This is a genomic window from Marinomonas flavescens, assembly GCF_004352835.1.
GTDB lineage: Bacteria > Pseudomonadota > Gammaproteobacteria > Pseudomonadales > Marinomonadaceae > Marinomonas > Marinomonas flavescens.
This window is the reverse complement of record NZ_SJSB01000028.1, coordinates 1-15,243: the sequence shown is the minus strand read 5'-3', so window position 1 is coordinate 15,243 and position 15,243 is coordinate 1. Positions and strand designations below refer to the sequence as shown.

The window sequence follows — 15,243 nt, the reverse complement described above, 5'->3', positions numbered from 1 at the left end:
ACGACGGGTGTAGGGTTTGGTCATGGGTTGGACTCCGTTATCGGTTATGAGATGAAAACGGAGTCCAGTTTAGAGTGCGAAAAGATGGGATGAAATAACGGCGTAGAATGAACGCTTACGTAGAATGAACGCTTACAGCATAATAAGCACCTTTAAATTGAGCGGAAGCCGTAAACATAAGTCTGTTATTCCAATTGTGAGAAAAAAAGACATTATGGGTTTGGGCAGAGATTACTATGTGGGGTTTAACCGACGTGCTTACGAATATATCGAAGCGAGTATCCGAGCAAAAGTCGAACACCCCTTTAGAATCATCAAGTGTCAGTTTGGTTTTAGAAAAGCTATTTATCGTGGGTTGGCTAAAAATGACAGTAAGCTCGCCGTGCTGTTTGCTCTTGCTAACGTGTTTCGAGTTGACCAGATGATGCGAGCCGCACGGGGTTAATCCGTTTAAAAACCACTAAACAAGGTTTTATTATCTTGTTTAGTGGTAGAAAAATGATAAAACAGCCACATTACTGACTGCCGTTGTTTTTTCAGAATATTAAGGCGCGCAGCTCGACTTGATCGCATGCTCCTTAAGTTAATTCAATTATAGAGTCTTTTTTTTGATAGGGATTAAGAACTTGTTCCCTTGATATCATTAACCAAAAATTCATCAGGAAATCCTAAAATCCTAATACTTTCATTATCTTCAATAATGATTTCAACCTGATTAATGCTTTCAGACTTCGCTATCTCTCTCGAATTATCAGGATATACAATCACCTGATTATCAGAACCGATCCATTGTTGATTAATGTTTCTATTACCTACCAGATATCGACCAATCGCAACCATATCGCAAAGCTCATGGATATTAGATAAGTATCTAAAACGCTCTAACTCGCATTGTTCATAGCCAGTAAAAAGAAATATAGTTAAGTTAGATTTCTTTCTAATTTGTCGCATTAGCCACCAAAGATTTTCAGCTTGGTGCAACGGCTCACCACCTAGAAATGTAACACCCTGAATTTCAGACGCATCTAAAATTAGGGCTAACAACTTCTCTTTTGATAATAGACTTTTCTCTTTAAAAGACCACATCTCTTGATTCCAGCAGCCATCACATGCAAGTGAGCATCCTTGAAACCAAACCACAAAACGCTTACCAGGACCATAGATATGACTGGAAGACTCTATATGAGAAAGGTTAAAGTTATTACCATAATCTTTCATAACTTATACTGTACGCGTTAAAACTAATTGAATCTGACCAGTCGCTGTCTCGCTTTGCTTAACGGAATAGCCATGAGCTTTAGCTTTAGCAATAGCATTCTGCCTGGTAGATTCAACTCTCGCTTTGCGTTCACTTTCAAGGCGAATACGTTCTTGCTCAGCGACAGCCTCAACGTGTTCTTGGTAGGCTGTATCATAAGCATGACTAAGCACCGTGAGAAATTGACTGACAGGAATATATTTACGATCTGATAATTGACTCTCTATTCTCGCGGAGTACTCATCACTGTCATGTAAAAATACCCAACGCTCGCCTTGCTTATGAAAAAACTGGCACCCATTATAATCACTTCGATTGGTCAATATATCACCAGCAAGAGTTCGACCTTTCCTTAAAGCGCTTGCTAAATCACTGGTTAATATTTTAGGTTCTGACCCAACAGCTTCTAATGCTTTAAACAAAACCGACTTAATTATAAAAGGTGTAGTGGTTTTAATAACTGCGCTCATAGCTACTGCCTTTTATTTTTTTGAATATGCGTCTGGTTTAATAATTGCGACTGATGGTATTCATCTGTTTTTTTGACGCTACTGACTACACCATCTATTTCTAGTAACTCTTCCAAAGCGTCTAAGCAAGCCTCTCCTTTAAAGCCACTCGTTTTAGCCGTGATGCTACCTTCATCATCAATAGTTATCGTAATTTTTTGCTCAGGCACCAACTCTCTCCTTATCACATACTATTACTGCACTTAAACTCTTAGCGTCTTCTTGGTAAGTATCTAGATTCTTAAGGTCGAAAATAACTAGATATCTTTTTCCATTATAACTTCGTAACTCTGTACTTTCTGAAGGTAGCTCTTCATTTGGCCATATAAATTCTGTTAAATTTGACGTCTTTGCTTTTAATCCTAGCTGTTCATCAAATGTCTTAGAAGAAATACTTTCTTGATAAATAAACTGGTCACCATGTAAATCAAGTTTACTTTGGTCATTATCAGCTGCTTGCTGAGCATTAAATACCATTTTATCTGCTTCATCACAGTCACGTTGAATTTTTTTATAAGCTAATTCTCGATTATCCAAAATCTTATTAAGGCTAGAATAGTGTTTCTTCCAAACCTTTTCTTTAATGGTACTTTTCCATTGCTTAGCTTGGTCAATTGTCATTTTACTTAGAAGCTCTCGCTTCTTATTAACACACTCTGCTTTAGCTAACTTAATTGATTCTGCTAACTCATATTCTTTCTCTGGCAATATTTCCGGTAGAAATTGATCATGGTTTATATTATTAACGTTCGCTTCATCAATTTGCTTATTAGGAATTGATCTAACAGTTTCTTCCCAAACACTATAAAAATATTTATCAGAACATTCCTCTCGTTGATCTTTCTCATTGAGTAGCTGATTTTGTTTAACTTTTGTATCAGATAATGATTTTTTGCTCTTTTCTAGATCACCAATCAGTATTTTTTTCTTTTCAGCCCATTGATAATTTTTCTCGGCTTTATCCAGCGTCATAGCAGTATCCTTACCGCGCTGCATTATATTAAATTGCAAAGACTCTAAACGTTTTTTATATTCATCTCGCTCAGCCGGAGATGCTTGGGTAACTGACCACTGCTGAAGAAAATTTAGTTCTTGATTCAATTTCTTGGAAGATTGCCCTTGCCCTAACAGAAAGCTTTTCACAAATCCTCTAAAGCGCTCAGATACACAATCTTGGCTTTCATCAATCGTTGTTTGCTTCTCTGCCAATGAAGACAACTTGTTTTTCCAGTCCCCTTCTGAGTTTTTCCAATCTGAATAGAGCGAATCCTTTTTAGCCTGAGAAGAACAGTAAGGCGGATGAATAGTCACCTGATAATCTATCTGGTGCCCCATGAAATCTCGCTGCCAATCTATTTTTCCGCTTGCTAAAGTTTCTGCACTATCATTCAGAAAATTTTCGATAGTATCTGTATTGATTTCATTCAGCGTGAGGTTTCTGGATTGCTCGACAATACGAACAAGATCAGGCTGATCAGCAAAACGGAGTGCCTGCTTATCTGACATTTCACCCATTGTCAGTTCAGACTGATATTGCCAAGCTGCTTCCATCATGGCTGTATCATAAGCCGATACTACGACGGCACTCTGAGCATCCGATAATTTCAAACACCAGTTAACGCTGTTAAAATCAGATTCATCAGGTAGCAACCAGTTACCATCTGTAGACATTAACAACGATGGTATGTGTTTATCCGTTAATGCCACACCTGGCCGCGCCATCTGAGAAATATTTTGCGCATCACTCGCCAATAATAATCGATAAGAATCATTTTCCACTTCAAAGTTATCACGACTAGCAGCAACTAAATTATTCAATGACCCCTGCAAACAATCTTTTAAGCTTCCGCACAGCTGGTAAGAATGGTTGGTAACAACGTTACCATCAGGATGGTTAACCTTTTGCTGCGATTGATTTTGTTGCAGGTACTCAGCATCTGTATTTTCCCAAAATAATTTGCAAAAACTACGGAAGCTATCATCAATCTGTTGAGACTCAAGTTTAACAGTCCAATCTTCTTCATTAATGGTCGTCAAGGCTTTCTGCCCCATGAACAGTAAACCTTTAGATGCAATAGTCATATGATCTACTAAAACCAAAGCGCCTTGCTGGGATATACCGGTTCTCACTAAACAACGTCCAGATAGAGTATCAATCGCCGATTGATTCTTCTGTTTATCACCGACCATCAGGTAGATTCGTACACCACTATCCGCCTTATTCTTTAAAGCCTGAATTAAGGTCTCTTCTTTAATTTGTTCACTAGCAATCAATAAAGTCTGACGAGCTTTATTGATAATGGAAACCAGCTCGTCTTTTTCAACAACATCGAACATAGAGGCAGAAGAGAAATCACAATCTGAGGATTGTTGACTAAATAACTCAGGTAAATTCTGCTTCTGGTAATCAATACTAAAGCTTTCATGTCTAACTTGTATTGTGCTCATTATGCTATCTCCGTAGGTTTCATTGCTTGGATAGCCTCTTGTAAATAACTAGGTAGCTCATGCACATCCTTTGGTGTGAATCCTGGTGTTCCGGCCACCACAAAGCCCTCACCACTCTCCAGAATAAAATCTAAGCCACTGCTACATTCCCAGCAATAGATGTGTGAAGCACCTATAAATATCCAATAACGGCCATGGTTATTATTTTCTTTTTTGAATGGAACTCGAACCCAATTACTTGGTAGCTGTGGACTATTCCCATCTTTTGCTTCAAGTGTTAGCAATAAACCGTTTGCATCACAAACGCTTGCTGCCAACGCTGATAGATTACGGCCTTGTCTGGATGTGTGAACATAGCGATCGGAGTAAATAACCTGTTCAATAGTATCTCCAGCTGTAAGCTGCTGTATCAGCGTCTTAATCTGTAAAGTATCTCCATTAACCAAACTGATTGGTAAGTGTGATTTTTTACTTTTTGCGGGAGTTAAATCAGTCATAGCCGCTATATGCCAAAAGACTTGAGGCTCTTGATCACGAACGATACTCTCTAATAAATGAGCACCATCTTTAAGAGGTAATTCAAAATTGGTTAAAGCTTGACGATCCAGCCATCGTGTTTGCTGCTGACGCGCTTTTTCAGTTGATTGATAAGACTTTCGATATAAAGTCGTCAACCAATGCTGATGCCACTGCTCCGCATCATTTTGGTCGATGGGTTTAATCGAAACATGCTGCACCTGAACCGAATCAAACACCCCACAATTTGTTGGCAAATTCTTCAAGCTTCTACTGCCGACTTTGAAATTTTCCACCGCGCTAGAGAATTGCTTAATATTCTCAAGATTAACAGCCATAACGCGGCTTCTGCCTTGCCATTCACCTCCAAACTGATCAGCGATACTATTCATTAATGGGTCAAGCTTGCTTGCAAAATCATTAATGACAAGCTCTAAAGTCTCAGGCCTGTCACTGGTGTTATTTTGACTGAATACCAACATATCCAATTGACCATTCAGACTAATAAGTGATTGCGATGGTCCGATATCCCAGTTCAATTCTACTTCAATACTTTTTGCAGCTGCGCAAATAACCTCTGGCTCAAGTTTAAATAGAGACAAACCCCTTTTTACCTGGCGAGACTTACGTCCTTCAAAAACTTTTTCCAGCATCTCTACCTGCAGCGTTTCATCAACACTAAACTGTGAACGCGCAGCATCTACACCCTTCATCCATCCTTTAGTATTGGGTTCAAAAAACGCAGTGTCTCTTTGTAACAACAGAGGTCGAGTTCCTAATAATGGATCGTTGTCTGTATACCAAATGTGATAAAGACCACGCTCCTCCACATTAAACAATCCCGAAGATTTTACCTGCTCACCTTCCTCACTCAGAGAGTTACTTTCTTCATCCCAAAGTAATTCTTGTTTTAAATAGGCTTTTAGACGCGCAGGCATATTTCTCGAATTACGTTGCATCGCATCCAACAAGGATACTAAGTCTGGTCTTTCACGTTGAAAGGTCATTTTTGCAATAACAGGATGTCGCTTAAGTTGAACCTTTCGCTTTAATTGCAGAGCGAGAGAACTGCTTTTGTTTTTACTCATCCTATTTCTTTCCCTTCCAATCTTTTTTCTTATTTATTCGAGCAGACTCTGCGCCTACATTTACCACACATGATTTAGCTAAATTACGCAGCTCGTCAGTACGTGAGCGCTTGCTGAAGTACTCATGATGCCCAACAACAATCATTTGATAACGCGCTCGGGTAATAGATACATTTAAACGATTAGGCGAGTCCATAAACCCATCTCGATTACTGTTCACCATAGAGAGAAATACTACATCAGCTTCCTGCCCCTGAAAGTAGTCAACCGTTGCCAATTTGATAGAAATGCCTTTGTAATCAAAACGAGCATAACGCCCCTTATTACCTGGTAGCTGTTGTAGCGCCTCACGCAAGGATTTTTCCTGCCCTTTATAGAATGTCAGCACAGCCACGTCATAGGCTTCTTTCTTATTGTTTTTACTCTTACCTGCTGCCCAATCACAAAAAACTTTCAATTCACGAATAATCGCATGAACTTCTTTTTCGTTGGCATTGCGATGAGTATTGCTGCGTATATCTAACCAAATATTTCGGGCCTGATATCTCTGATAATCCCATGCACGATCTAATTCGGTTCTACTGCCGTTAGCTAACACTCCTGGAGGATAAAATTGTTCACGAGGAAAGCTTGATATATCTGGATGCATTCGATGCTGAAAAGCCAAAGTAGAATGACGCTGGCGTTTTTCATGATCACTAAAACCATTATTTAACGTTGTGAGATCATCTTTTTTACGTTTTTCCAAGCCATCACCTGACAAGGCTTCAAGAATAGAAGGGAAAGCAATATTCTTTAAAATATGAATGCGCCCATTTGCCTGGACCGACTTAGGAAACAAACGCTCGAGGGTTTCATTCAAATAGCCTGTTTTTTGACGATGGTTTTTCGATAACCGCAGCCAATATTCTCGCTCCAAGCGCCAGCATACTTCTTCTGACCATTTAGTTTCATCAATACGTTCTAATAATTGCTTCTGAATTTCAATCGTATCCGTATGATCATTAGTTTTTATCTTAAACGCTTTAGTTTGTGTTCCCAGCCGTTTATGTTGCGAAGCTTGCTGCGTATGTTGCCAATGTTCGTGCAATATCAACATATCATCAGGAATCAATGGTTGAAGATCAGACAAAATATTTTCGTCAACAAAGCACAAATTGCTTGCATAAAGCTGCCACGGCGCATTCTTAATACTTGTAATATCGCTCAACCAATCTTCACTGTGATTTCTTGCTGCAGATCTTTGAATCAACAAGATATTTTCAAAGCCTGCATTCAATGCACTACTTTTTTCACGTACCAGCAACTCTTCCCGTAAGGCATTAATAACCCCTGTAGATACTGGCACTATCATGGGTTGCCGGTACAGGTCTGCTTTTTTAGAGCTACCTCTTAGTTCTTCTAAAAGAAAACAAGCACTTTGAATATCCAAAGATAAAGTCTTTGCCGGAGATTTTCCACTAGGAGGCTCCAACATCAAGTTATCCAAGTTCGCAACAATTTGCTCTCGATCAGTAAACGGCGATAATTGACGAACATCCCCTACTAAAATCCAACGTTTGGCAAAACGAGCCGGAACCAGAAATTCCTGAAAAGTGGTTTTACTGCACTCATCAATAATCATCACATCAAATGGAGGTTCACCGCGATCTAGCGTAATATCTTTATCATTAAATAAACGCAAAATACCTATGGTAGTACCGCACACTAAATTCGATGCATCCACCATCAATTGCTTGCTGATATCCTCGCAACCATCTTCCCCCTGAAGAGACTCAAGTTGCTTATCAAATTGATATTCTTCAACCCCAGTAGCATTACTCTCATTACCAATGCGCAATGGAAAAATATGTTCTGACAAAATCGTATTTTCTTTAACACGCTCGAGTACATTGTTGATAGCTGCGTGAGTTGAAGCAGACAGTAGGACTCGCTTTCCACTTGAAACCAGCTGGTAAATTAGCTCTAAAATAGAAGTGGTTTTGCCAGTACCAGGAGGGCCATCAAGAATAGCAAAATCCGTTGTCGCCAGCGCTTTACCAACAAACTCCCGCTGTTTATCACAACCATCAAAATTAGGATCTGTTAGAACTTGCCAATCAATGGTGTCCTCAGCGACAGGGCTAATATCCTGCCAACGGGTTTTCTGGCGATCTTGCAATAACTGAATTAATGGCTGATGCCCACTCGCGGGGCGATTCATTAGCTGATTAATTGCTTCTTTTTGACGCTTTAGCTGACTAGTATCAACGCTAACGCGTATTTCATTTGTCTTACCTTTAGTATCCGGATATTCACTATTCCAATTTCGCTTACCTCTTGAGTCTCTCACCAACAAAATTTGCCGCTCTTCAGGCCGTGCTTTCAACACCCTAAAGCCATCATCAAACTTACTCTGAGTAGAATCAAGAATCTTGATCTGTTGGTTATCACCAACAAAATAATCCAATTCTGATTTACCGGTATCATCACCAATACCGTCTTTTTCAATCAACTGAATCCATTTTTCTTCAGATTTTCGCGACTCAACTAGAAATTTCAGATCGGAAAAACGTGTGCAACTGATGACAGACCTATCTTGCAACTTCCTATCGTCAAGAGCCTCAAGTATCAATCCCTCCTTATCAGCGCTAAGTAACCAATGTTCTTCACTTAACTCAACGTCATCACATGATAGGTATTCCAGATTCAGCTCGGCTAATCCTTGCTTCGTAATATCATCAAGCTTATGACCTTTAAAACTAGGTTTATCCTTAGCAAATAGCAACCAACGGCTACCATCTTTCTGACAAGCGTGCTGTTTAATGACTGACACATCTATCGAGCTAAGTAATTGAAAAGACGTACTTTGGCCATTAACAGTCAATGTACTATCACCTGATAATTGCCCTTCTAATGTTAAGTGCTGGTTATTCTGCTCAACAACCTTGCATTCTTGACCATCAACATGCACTAATGTCACATTCTCTAAAGCAACGGCAAGTGGACGAATAGATAGGTCGTAACCACTCCATTGAATTTTTAAATGCTGTTCTAAATCTGGTAAAAAAATAACAAATCGGTTTTTCTCACGACGATAATCATCCTTGTTTAATTCAAAACGTTGACGATCACCACCTTTACCAGCGATCACTGGGTCTTCTAGGTCTGGCTCAAAATCTTCATCCAAAAATGTACCATCAGATTCGGATAGAATTTCATACCAGCCTTGTTGATCATTCAATACTTCAATTTTGCTAATGGGTGTTAAACGCCAAATTCGAAGATTCGGCTTAAGCAAATATGAATTATTAGAAACAGGCTTCCATAAGCAGCTCACCTCCTTGTTTTCAAGAGCATTAATGCTATTTTCTAAATAATGTTTAAAGGGCATCAATACATTATTAGTTTGTTTTGATAGTGTTCCACCATTAAAGCCAGAACCCTCTAAAGCGGTAAAAAAAGGATTATCCATATCAACTACTCACTTAGATAAAAGGGTTTTCGCTTTCATGCTTTAAGCGTGGAGTGCCATCTTTGGTTTCCACTAAGCCTTCTGGCTCAGCTGAACTGGCGGGGACAGCACGCCCTTTAGCCCACTGTCGCGTACTCTTAATCATCTCACTCATGGTTTGTGATAACGGTGACGTTCCATGAATCGCAGTAAGTAGATCTTCTTTACAGAGCTGGTGCCCAGCATCGAAAGCTAAAAACATAGCTTCTTTGACCGCCTCCTCTAATTCTGCTCCCGTAAATCCTTTACTAATTTCAGCCAGTTCGTTCAGCTCTAATTCAGAAAAGTCATCTAACCTATTACGACGTTTAAGATGAATAGAAAGAATATCTTTACGATCATTTTGTACCGGTAGATCAACAAAAAAAATTTCATCAACACGGCCTTTACGCAATAATTCAGGTGGCAGTTGTGCAATTTGGTTAGCGGTAGCTACAACAAAAACAGGTTTCTCTTTCTCTTGCATCCAAGTCAAAAAAGTTCCCAATACACGAGAAGTCGTACCTCCATCAGTAGAACCAGAACTTTGCATACCCGAAAGCCCCTTTTCGATTTCATCAACCCATAAAATACTAGGGGCTAAGGCTTCCGCTGTTTGTAATGCTGATCGAATATTCGCTTCTGATTGACCGACAATGCCGCCATAAATTTTACCCATGTCTAATCTCAACAAGGGTAACGACCAAGCATTGGCTACCGCTTTAGCCGCTAAGCTTTTACCTGTACCCGGCAAACCTAAAAGCAGAACCCCTCTAGGTGTTTCCAGCCCAAATTCTCGTGCATCTTTAGTAAAAGATTGTCGTCTTCTCTTTAACCAAGATTTTAGATTATCAAGACCGCCAATATCGTCTAGAGATGCTTTGGGGTGATAGTACTCAAGGTGCCCACTTTTACGAATAACTTGTTCCTTTTCTTTAACGATAAAAGGAATCTCATTTTCTGTTAAACGTTTAAATTCACAGGCTACTTTGGCAAATGCTAATTGGGCTTCACTCGTAGAAAGGCCTAGTGCAGCGTCGAGTAAGGTGGGGGATTCTATGTAATCACGATCATCAATATCGTATCGTTCTTTTGCCTGCTGCATGATTTTTTTAAGGTCATTTATTTCAGGCAAGTCCATTTCCATTACTTGAGTTTCTTTTTCAAGTTCTACAGGTAGTAAGGTAACTGGTTGTGACAAAACAACAGTCGCGCCGGAGATTTCACGACTAGCAACAGCAATTGCAAAACCACGCAAACGACTTATTAGTGCATGATCATGAGGGGTTAGGAAAGGATGAAAATCTTCAAGTAGCAATATGAAGTCTTTGTGAGTATCTGTTCTACCTTGCTCTTGCATCCACTCTAATACTTCATGAGGCTGATCTGCATCTTCACTATCACTTAAGGTTTTATATTCAAAATTATACTTTTTGAGACCCTCTGCACTATTCCAGATGTATAAATCACGACCTAGCTCTAACGAAGCTCGTACACAATTTGCTCGTATACGCAGAGTTTCATGACTCACAATTTGGATGATGGCAGCAGAAGATAGGATATTTGTTTTAAAATTCTTTAAAAAACTCATGGACTCTCCACGTATATAAAAACTTTATGCCCAATAGAGCTGTAAACATAATGTTTAAACACACGTTATTTACTTGAGTGGCTTTATGAGGATATTGTTGGTGTTAATTTGTTCGAAAACAGCGTTAATAACGCACAACCATTTGAGATGAATCTTTGTTGCCCATCAAGTCAACTAGTATATTTTTTGGTCATTTCATACAATCCATGTAAGCCTTATTGAGTATTCATTAAACCATATAGTTATAAAAAAGGCAGCTACCTTAACCACTTCAAAGTATATTCAACCTTCACTACTTGACATGTCACTGGCTTTTAATAGTAAGAAGTCAGAACCTCAGGCTAGATCATAAACCGTGGCGTCTTGTGAGGTATCTTGAGTAATGCCAACCACTTTAGTAACAATGCGCGACACTTCGGCAGGCGTATAAAATTGGCCTTTGGATTTACCGGATTCTGTCGCAAAGTGACGCATTAAAAATTCGTAAGCATCGCCTAGCAAATCATCACCTTCGGCGTGGTTGCTGGCTAAGTCCAAACCTTGAAATATGCCCACCAATTTAGTGAGTCGGTCGACCATGTCTTTGCCTTTGCCGAGCTTGTCTTCATCGTTAAAGTCGGCAACATCAATCACGCCTTTCAGGTCATTTGCTTCAGCCAATTTGCTGATGATTTTGTTTATTTTATCGCCAATTTCTTTGTCGTTTTTTAGCGCGACCATATCGCCATAAGTAGCCCCTGTTGGTACGTCGATCAACCCGTATGGGTCTTTGGCGTATTTGTCAGAGACGTACTTCATGAACAACAAGGTTAATACGTAATCTTTGTATTGGGATGCGTCCATACCGCCGCGCAATTCGTCGCAGCTCGCCCATAGGCTTGAGTAGAGTTCGGTTTTTTTAATGGCCATGGTGGTTTAATCTTCTATAAAATAATCGGTGTCGAGGTCTTTTACTTGGTAAGTCTGTTTAACGGTGACACCAAGGTTATGTTTGATCATGAGATCGGCTAGTTGTTTGCCATCTATGAGTACGACTTTTTTCTCAATCATTGATATGTACTCTAGGGCTTCTTTACTAAATCGACTGGTTGTTATGAATACACCTTTACGAGCACGTCGCATTTCGAGTGCACCAACAAAGGCTTGAATATCTGGGCGACCAATCGCGTTATCGCTGTAACGCTTAGCCTGCAGGTAAATGGTTTCTAACCCTAGAGGGTCTTCGTTAATAATGCCATCTATGCCGCCATCTGATGTGAACTGAGTAGCTCGACCAGATTCTTTGCTCCAGCCGCCATAGCCCATTGCCTGCATAAGCTGAACGACAAGCTGTTCAAAAAACGGCGGTGTGTTTTGTTTAATCGCGTCGAGTACTTGAGCGGCTAAATCATTATTGAGGGTATTAAATGCCTCTTCAATGGCTTCGGTTGGCGTCTGGCTTTCTTCGATATCGTCTTGTGGTGTGATGTCGTCTGATGACGATGTGATATTTTGAAACTCGCAGAATTCTTCAAATCGCCTCAGGTAACGGGCGGTGATTTTCTCTGGCGCATCAGCTAATACTTCGCGTCCCCGATCGTTAATTTGGAACACAGCTCTTCGCGGTGAGTCTAGCAGCACTGCTTTTTTCAAATAAGTACGCGCCCAGCCAACACGGTTGCGCATAATGGCTTGATTGCCACTTGGCAGTAATTCGTTTCGCTCTTCTTCTGTTAATTGGAATTCTAGAGAAAGAGACTCTGATATTTCAGGAAGCCTATGCTCGGCACCATCCGCTAGCAGCCTAAGAAATGGCAGCATAAGTGTTTGGTAATCAGGGATCGCCATAGTTGTTCCTTAACTTTTATACCCACTTAGTTCAGACAGGGAGAGATGAAAAACAAATAAACCGAGCATAACGCACTCTGGTCATCCTTAACCTGCTGTTTTGGCTGACTTTCAATCAGCAATCGTGACATTTTTGTATGCACGGTATTTATACTCTTTTGAGGCTATTTGGGCAATGTGAGTGCAGCGTGAATTCTCAGTACATAGAGCCAGGAATCTGTTTGTTTTATGAGCAACTAGAGGGGCATGATTTAGACGGTAAGAATACCTTCGACAAAGCCATTTCCTTTAAAAAATACAATAGCCAACCACGAAGGCAGCCGGAAGAGCCAATAGCAGCAAACAAAGAAAGTTATCTTCAAATTTTCTTTCTAACCAAGCGTTGATCATATTGAGACCTGCCCTCCACTCATTTAAAAAGTTTAATCCAGGAACGGTGAGCAAAGAAAGCTATTATACTTTTCAATGAGCAAGCCGTCTTTTTAACGTTACATTAACTCGGTGTTAATCTCTGCTGTAACGTCAATAAGAACAAGGCGTGACTAAGCCTCAACATGCTCACGCTCTCTTCTCCATTATTCTCGCTTAGCGTCCTTAATTCATGACATCGCACTTGAACCCCATGCTGATGTCTTCTCACCTCTGATCCTTGCTTGAACTCTGGATACCAAGATAATCGGCCTAAAATAGCTTGCCACTCCGCTCGTTTATTTGCGGGTACTTTACACACTCGGTCTGAGGCATCCCAAGCTTTTCCCCATAGGGATAAAAAACGGTTTAATGTAGTCTGATCAAGAGAAAGCAATACTTTTATAGATCCCCAAAAACCAGGGTCAGATAGGTATGCTTCAGCGGCTTTTGGACGATAGACATCAGGCAACACGACATTATTGAGACGAGCTGGAATGGAAAAAGCCCGATAACCAACATCATTCTCTAACGTGTCTTGATAGGCTTGCCAAACACGATTCACAAAGCTGGTTTCTAAATCAGACTTTTCAATCACATACTGGGCCTGTTCGCCATTCAGGTCAATTACGTTACCACCTGAGGTCACACTGAGGTGTTCCAGCACTCTAAGTGAACGCTCAATGTTTTTAATCGATACCAGTTTCGCAGTAAGGGTATCTTGCGCAATATTACTTAACTCTAGTTCTTGAAAGACGCTTCCCTCTTCACTAATAAGGTTTGCTGTGGCGCCCTTTGTTATTAAATCTTCGAGGATGCAATAAGCAGCAGATAAACCTGTTTTATTTTTCTGTCTGAAAAGTTGTGCTTTAGGCATTGTAGCAAGAGCTTGTAAGCCGCCGTCTAAGGTTTTCAGAGATCTAAGCTCTCGCTCTGTCGCAAGCCATCTCCAATAATGAGTCAGGTGAATATAGTTACTGATTGTGGTCGTCGCTGAGCTGTGACCGACCATCATTGCCAACGCTGGTAACAAGGCATGACGTGTTGATGGATTGCCTATAGTTGCCTGGCTAAAACTCTCTTGAAACTCTGCAAAAGTAACGCATGGCAACCATTGTTTGATGGATAAAGCAATCGGGTCTGTCTGGCTATCATTTAATTGCAGCGCGGTTGAAATAAAGTTGATACCCGCATGCCTGCAATCATAAAGGCGCGTATTTTTATCACCTGTTGCCAGTTGAAGCGCCTCAGTTACTCGATTGAATATTTTATCCATGCTTCGAATACGGTTTGGAAACAATGAATCATAAAATAATGGAGAATTGCCATTTTGTATCTTTGCTTTTTCAATAAACCCGTGAATTCGCTCTTGCTCATTGTAATGGTCAAGTAATCCTGTAGGCCTTCTAAGCCACTTTTTGTAATTCTTTTCGCTTTTTAGCCGGTGTTAAATAATCAATCGCCGAGTGCAGGCGCTTGTAGTTATAGAAACCAATATATCGTTCAACGGCAGCGACGACTGACTGGTGGTTAATAAAGGTTAAATCGTTCAGGTACTCCGTTTTTAAATTACGAAAAAAACGTTCTTGAACCGCATTATCCCAACAGTTACCTCGACGGCTCATACTCTGAACCATGTTGTGATTTTGAAGTGTCTCCTGGAACAACTTAGCACTGTACTGCACACCTTGATCTGAATGAAACATCAGCCCTTTCGTCGTAGGTTGATGTTGTGCAATCGCATTGGTCAAAGCTTGTTTTGCAAGCTGAGCATCTGGCGTTCTTGAAAGTGAATAGCCAACGATTTCTCGGTTGGCTAAATCCATCACTGTCGCTAAATATGACCAGCCTTGATGTGAGCGGATAAACGTAATATCACCTACCCAGCGAGTATTTATTTCAGGTGGATTGAATGCTCTCTTCAACAGGTTAGGTGTCGCCGGTTGCTCTTTCCCCATGGTGTAGTAGTGTGGTTTCTTGGGCCTTTTCGCGACTAACCCTAGCGTTTTCATCAATCTAGCGGTTTTAAACACACCAACAGAAAAAGACGATGTTTGTAGTGCAAAAGCTAGTCTGCGTTTTCCATATGAATGAAATGAGTCTTCAAAAATAGCCTGCATCTTCTC

The 15,243-nt window shown here is 40.3% G+C and carries 12 protein-coding genes and 1 pseudogene; 2 read left to right on the top strand and 11 right to left on the bottom strand.

Translation table 11 applies throughout. The annotated features are described in order from the left end of the window. Nucleotides 1-262 precede the first annotated feature (262 nt). Nucleotides 263-445: pseudogene (locus E0D70_RS17170) on the top strand (IS5/IS1182 family transposase); the annotation flags it as partial. Between the two features lie 173 nt (nt 446-618). Here E0D70_RS17170 and E0D70_RS17165 read toward each other — a convergent pair. The 9 genes from E0D70_RS17165 to E0D70_RS17125 form a co-directional block, all read right to left on the bottom strand. Continuing rightward, nucleotides 619-1,218: a 4Fe-4S single cluster domain-containing protein gene (locus tag E0D70_RS17165; RefSeq protein WP_133013495.1), complete on the bottom strand. Its 600-nt coding sequence runs from the start codon at nt 1,216-1,218 to the stop codon at nt 619-621. A gap of 3 nt (nt 1,219-1,221) precedes the next feature. Next, nucleotides 1,222-1,728 (bottom strand): hypothetical protein, encoded by a 507-nt coding sequence (locus tag E0D70_RS17160; protein WP_133013494.1) that lies wholly within the window; start codon nt 1,726-1,728, stop codon nt 1,222-1,224. 2 nt (nt 1,729-1,730) lie between these two features. After that, nucleotides 1,731-1,937 carry a DUF2997 domain-containing protein gene (locus E0D70_RS17155; protein ID WP_133013493.1) on the bottom strand — a complete coding sequence of 69 codons (207 nt, stop codon included), beginning with the start codon at nt 1,935-1,937 and terminating at the stop codon, nt 1,731-1,733. Then, complete coding sequence (locus E0D70_RS17150; protein ID WP_133013492.1) at nt 1,930-4,215, bottom strand: phospholipase D-like domain-containing protein; 2,286 nt, start codon at nt 4,213-4,215, stop codon at nt 1,930-1,932. Before E0D70_RS17150 ends, E0D70_RS17155 begins: the two co-directional genes overlap by 8 nt. Then, nucleotides 4,215-5,819, bottom strand: a complete 1,605-nt coding sequence (locus E0D70_RS17145) for a hypothetical protein (protein ID WP_133013491.1) — start codon at nt 5,817-5,819, stop codon at nt 4,215-4,217. The genes E0D70_RS17150 and E0D70_RS17145 overlap by 1 nt, the downstream gene beginning before the upstream one ends. Nucleotide 5,820: 1 nt before the next feature. Next, nucleotides 5,821-9,273: a DEAD/DEAH box helicase family protein gene (locus tag E0D70_RS17140; RefSeq protein ID WP_133013490.1), complete on the bottom strand. Its 3,453-nt coding sequence runs from the start codon at nt 9,271-9,273 to the stop codon at nt 5,821-5,823. A gap of 13 nt (nt 9,274-9,286) precedes the next feature. Then, nucleotides 9,287-10,882, bottom strand: a complete 1,596-nt coding sequence (locus E0D70_RS17135; protein WP_133013489.1) for an AAA family ATPase — start codon at nt 10,880-10,882, stop codon at nt 9,287-9,289. A gap of 336 nt (nt 10,883-11,218) precedes the next feature. Beyond that, entirely contained in the window at nt 11,219-11,791 is a 573-nt protein-coding gene (locus tag E0D70_RS17130) for a type I restriction-modification system subunit M N-terminal domain-containing protein (RefSeq protein WP_240537184.1), read from the bottom strand. A 6-nt stretch (nt 11,792-11,797) separates the two neighbouring features. Continuing rightward, complete coding sequence (locus E0D70_RS17125; protein ID WP_133013488.1) at nt 11,798-12,709, bottom strand: restriction endonuclease; 912 nt, start codon at nt 12,707-12,709, stop codon at nt 11,798-11,800. Nucleotides 12,710-12,897: 188 nt separating this feature from the next. Between E0D70_RS17125 and E0D70_RS17120 the strand changes: the two genes are divergently transcribed. Then, a complete protein-coding gene (locus E0D70_RS17120; RefSeq protein WP_133013487.1) occupies nt 12,898-13,095 on the top strand; it encodes a hypothetical protein in 198 nt (65 codons plus the stop codon). A 107-nt stretch (nt 13,096-13,202) separates the two neighbouring features. On the opposite strand, the gene E0D70_RS17115 is transcribed toward E0D70_RS17120, so the two are convergent. Next, entirely contained in the window at nt 13,203-14,393 is a 1,191-nt protein-coding gene (locus E0D70_RS17115; protein ID WP_133013486.1) for a hypothetical protein, read from the bottom strand. A 130-nt stretch (nt 14,394-14,523) separates the two neighbouring features. Beyond that, nucleotides 14,524-15,243: IS3 family transposase (locus E0D70_RS17110; protein ID WP_133013485.1), on the bottom strand; the 720-nt coding region annotated here is incomplete at its 5' end.

Coding starts and splice junctions, on each gene's coding strand:
- E0D70_RS17165 (WP_133013495.1), bottom strand. CDS start 1,218: ATGAAAGATTATGGTAATAACTTTAACCTTTCTCATATAGAGTCTTCC.
- E0D70_RS17160 (WP_133013494.1), bottom strand. CDS start 1,728: ATGAGCGCAGTTATTAAAACCACTACACCTTTTATAATTAAGTCGGTT.
- E0D70_RS17150 (WP_133013492.1), bottom strand. CDS start 4,215: ATGAGCACAATACAAGTTAGACATGAAAGCTTTAGTATTGATTACCAG.
- E0D70_RS17145 (WP_133013491.1), bottom strand. CDS start 5,819: ATGAGTAAAAACAAAAGCAGTTCTCTCGCTCTGCAATTAAAGCGAAAG.
- E0D70_RS17140 (WP_133013490.1), bottom strand. CDS start 9,273: ATGGATAATCCTTTTTTTACCGCTTTAGAGGGTTCTGGCTTTAATGGT.
- E0D70_RS17135 (WP_133013489.1), bottom strand. CDS start 10,882: ATGAGTTTTTTAAAGAATTTTAAAACAAATATCCTATCTTCTGCTGCC.
- E0D70_RS17130 (WP_240537184.1), bottom strand. CDS start 11,791: ATGGCCATTAAAAAAACCGAACTCTACTCAAGCCTATGGGCGAGCTGC.
- E0D70_RS17125 (WP_133013488.1), bottom strand. CDS start 12,709: ATGGCGATCCCTGATTACCAAACACTTATGCTGCCATTTCTTAGGCTG.
- E0D70_RS17115 (WP_133013486.1), bottom strand. CDS start 14,393: ATGGATAAAATATTCAATCGAGTAACTGAGGCGCTTCAACTGGCAACA.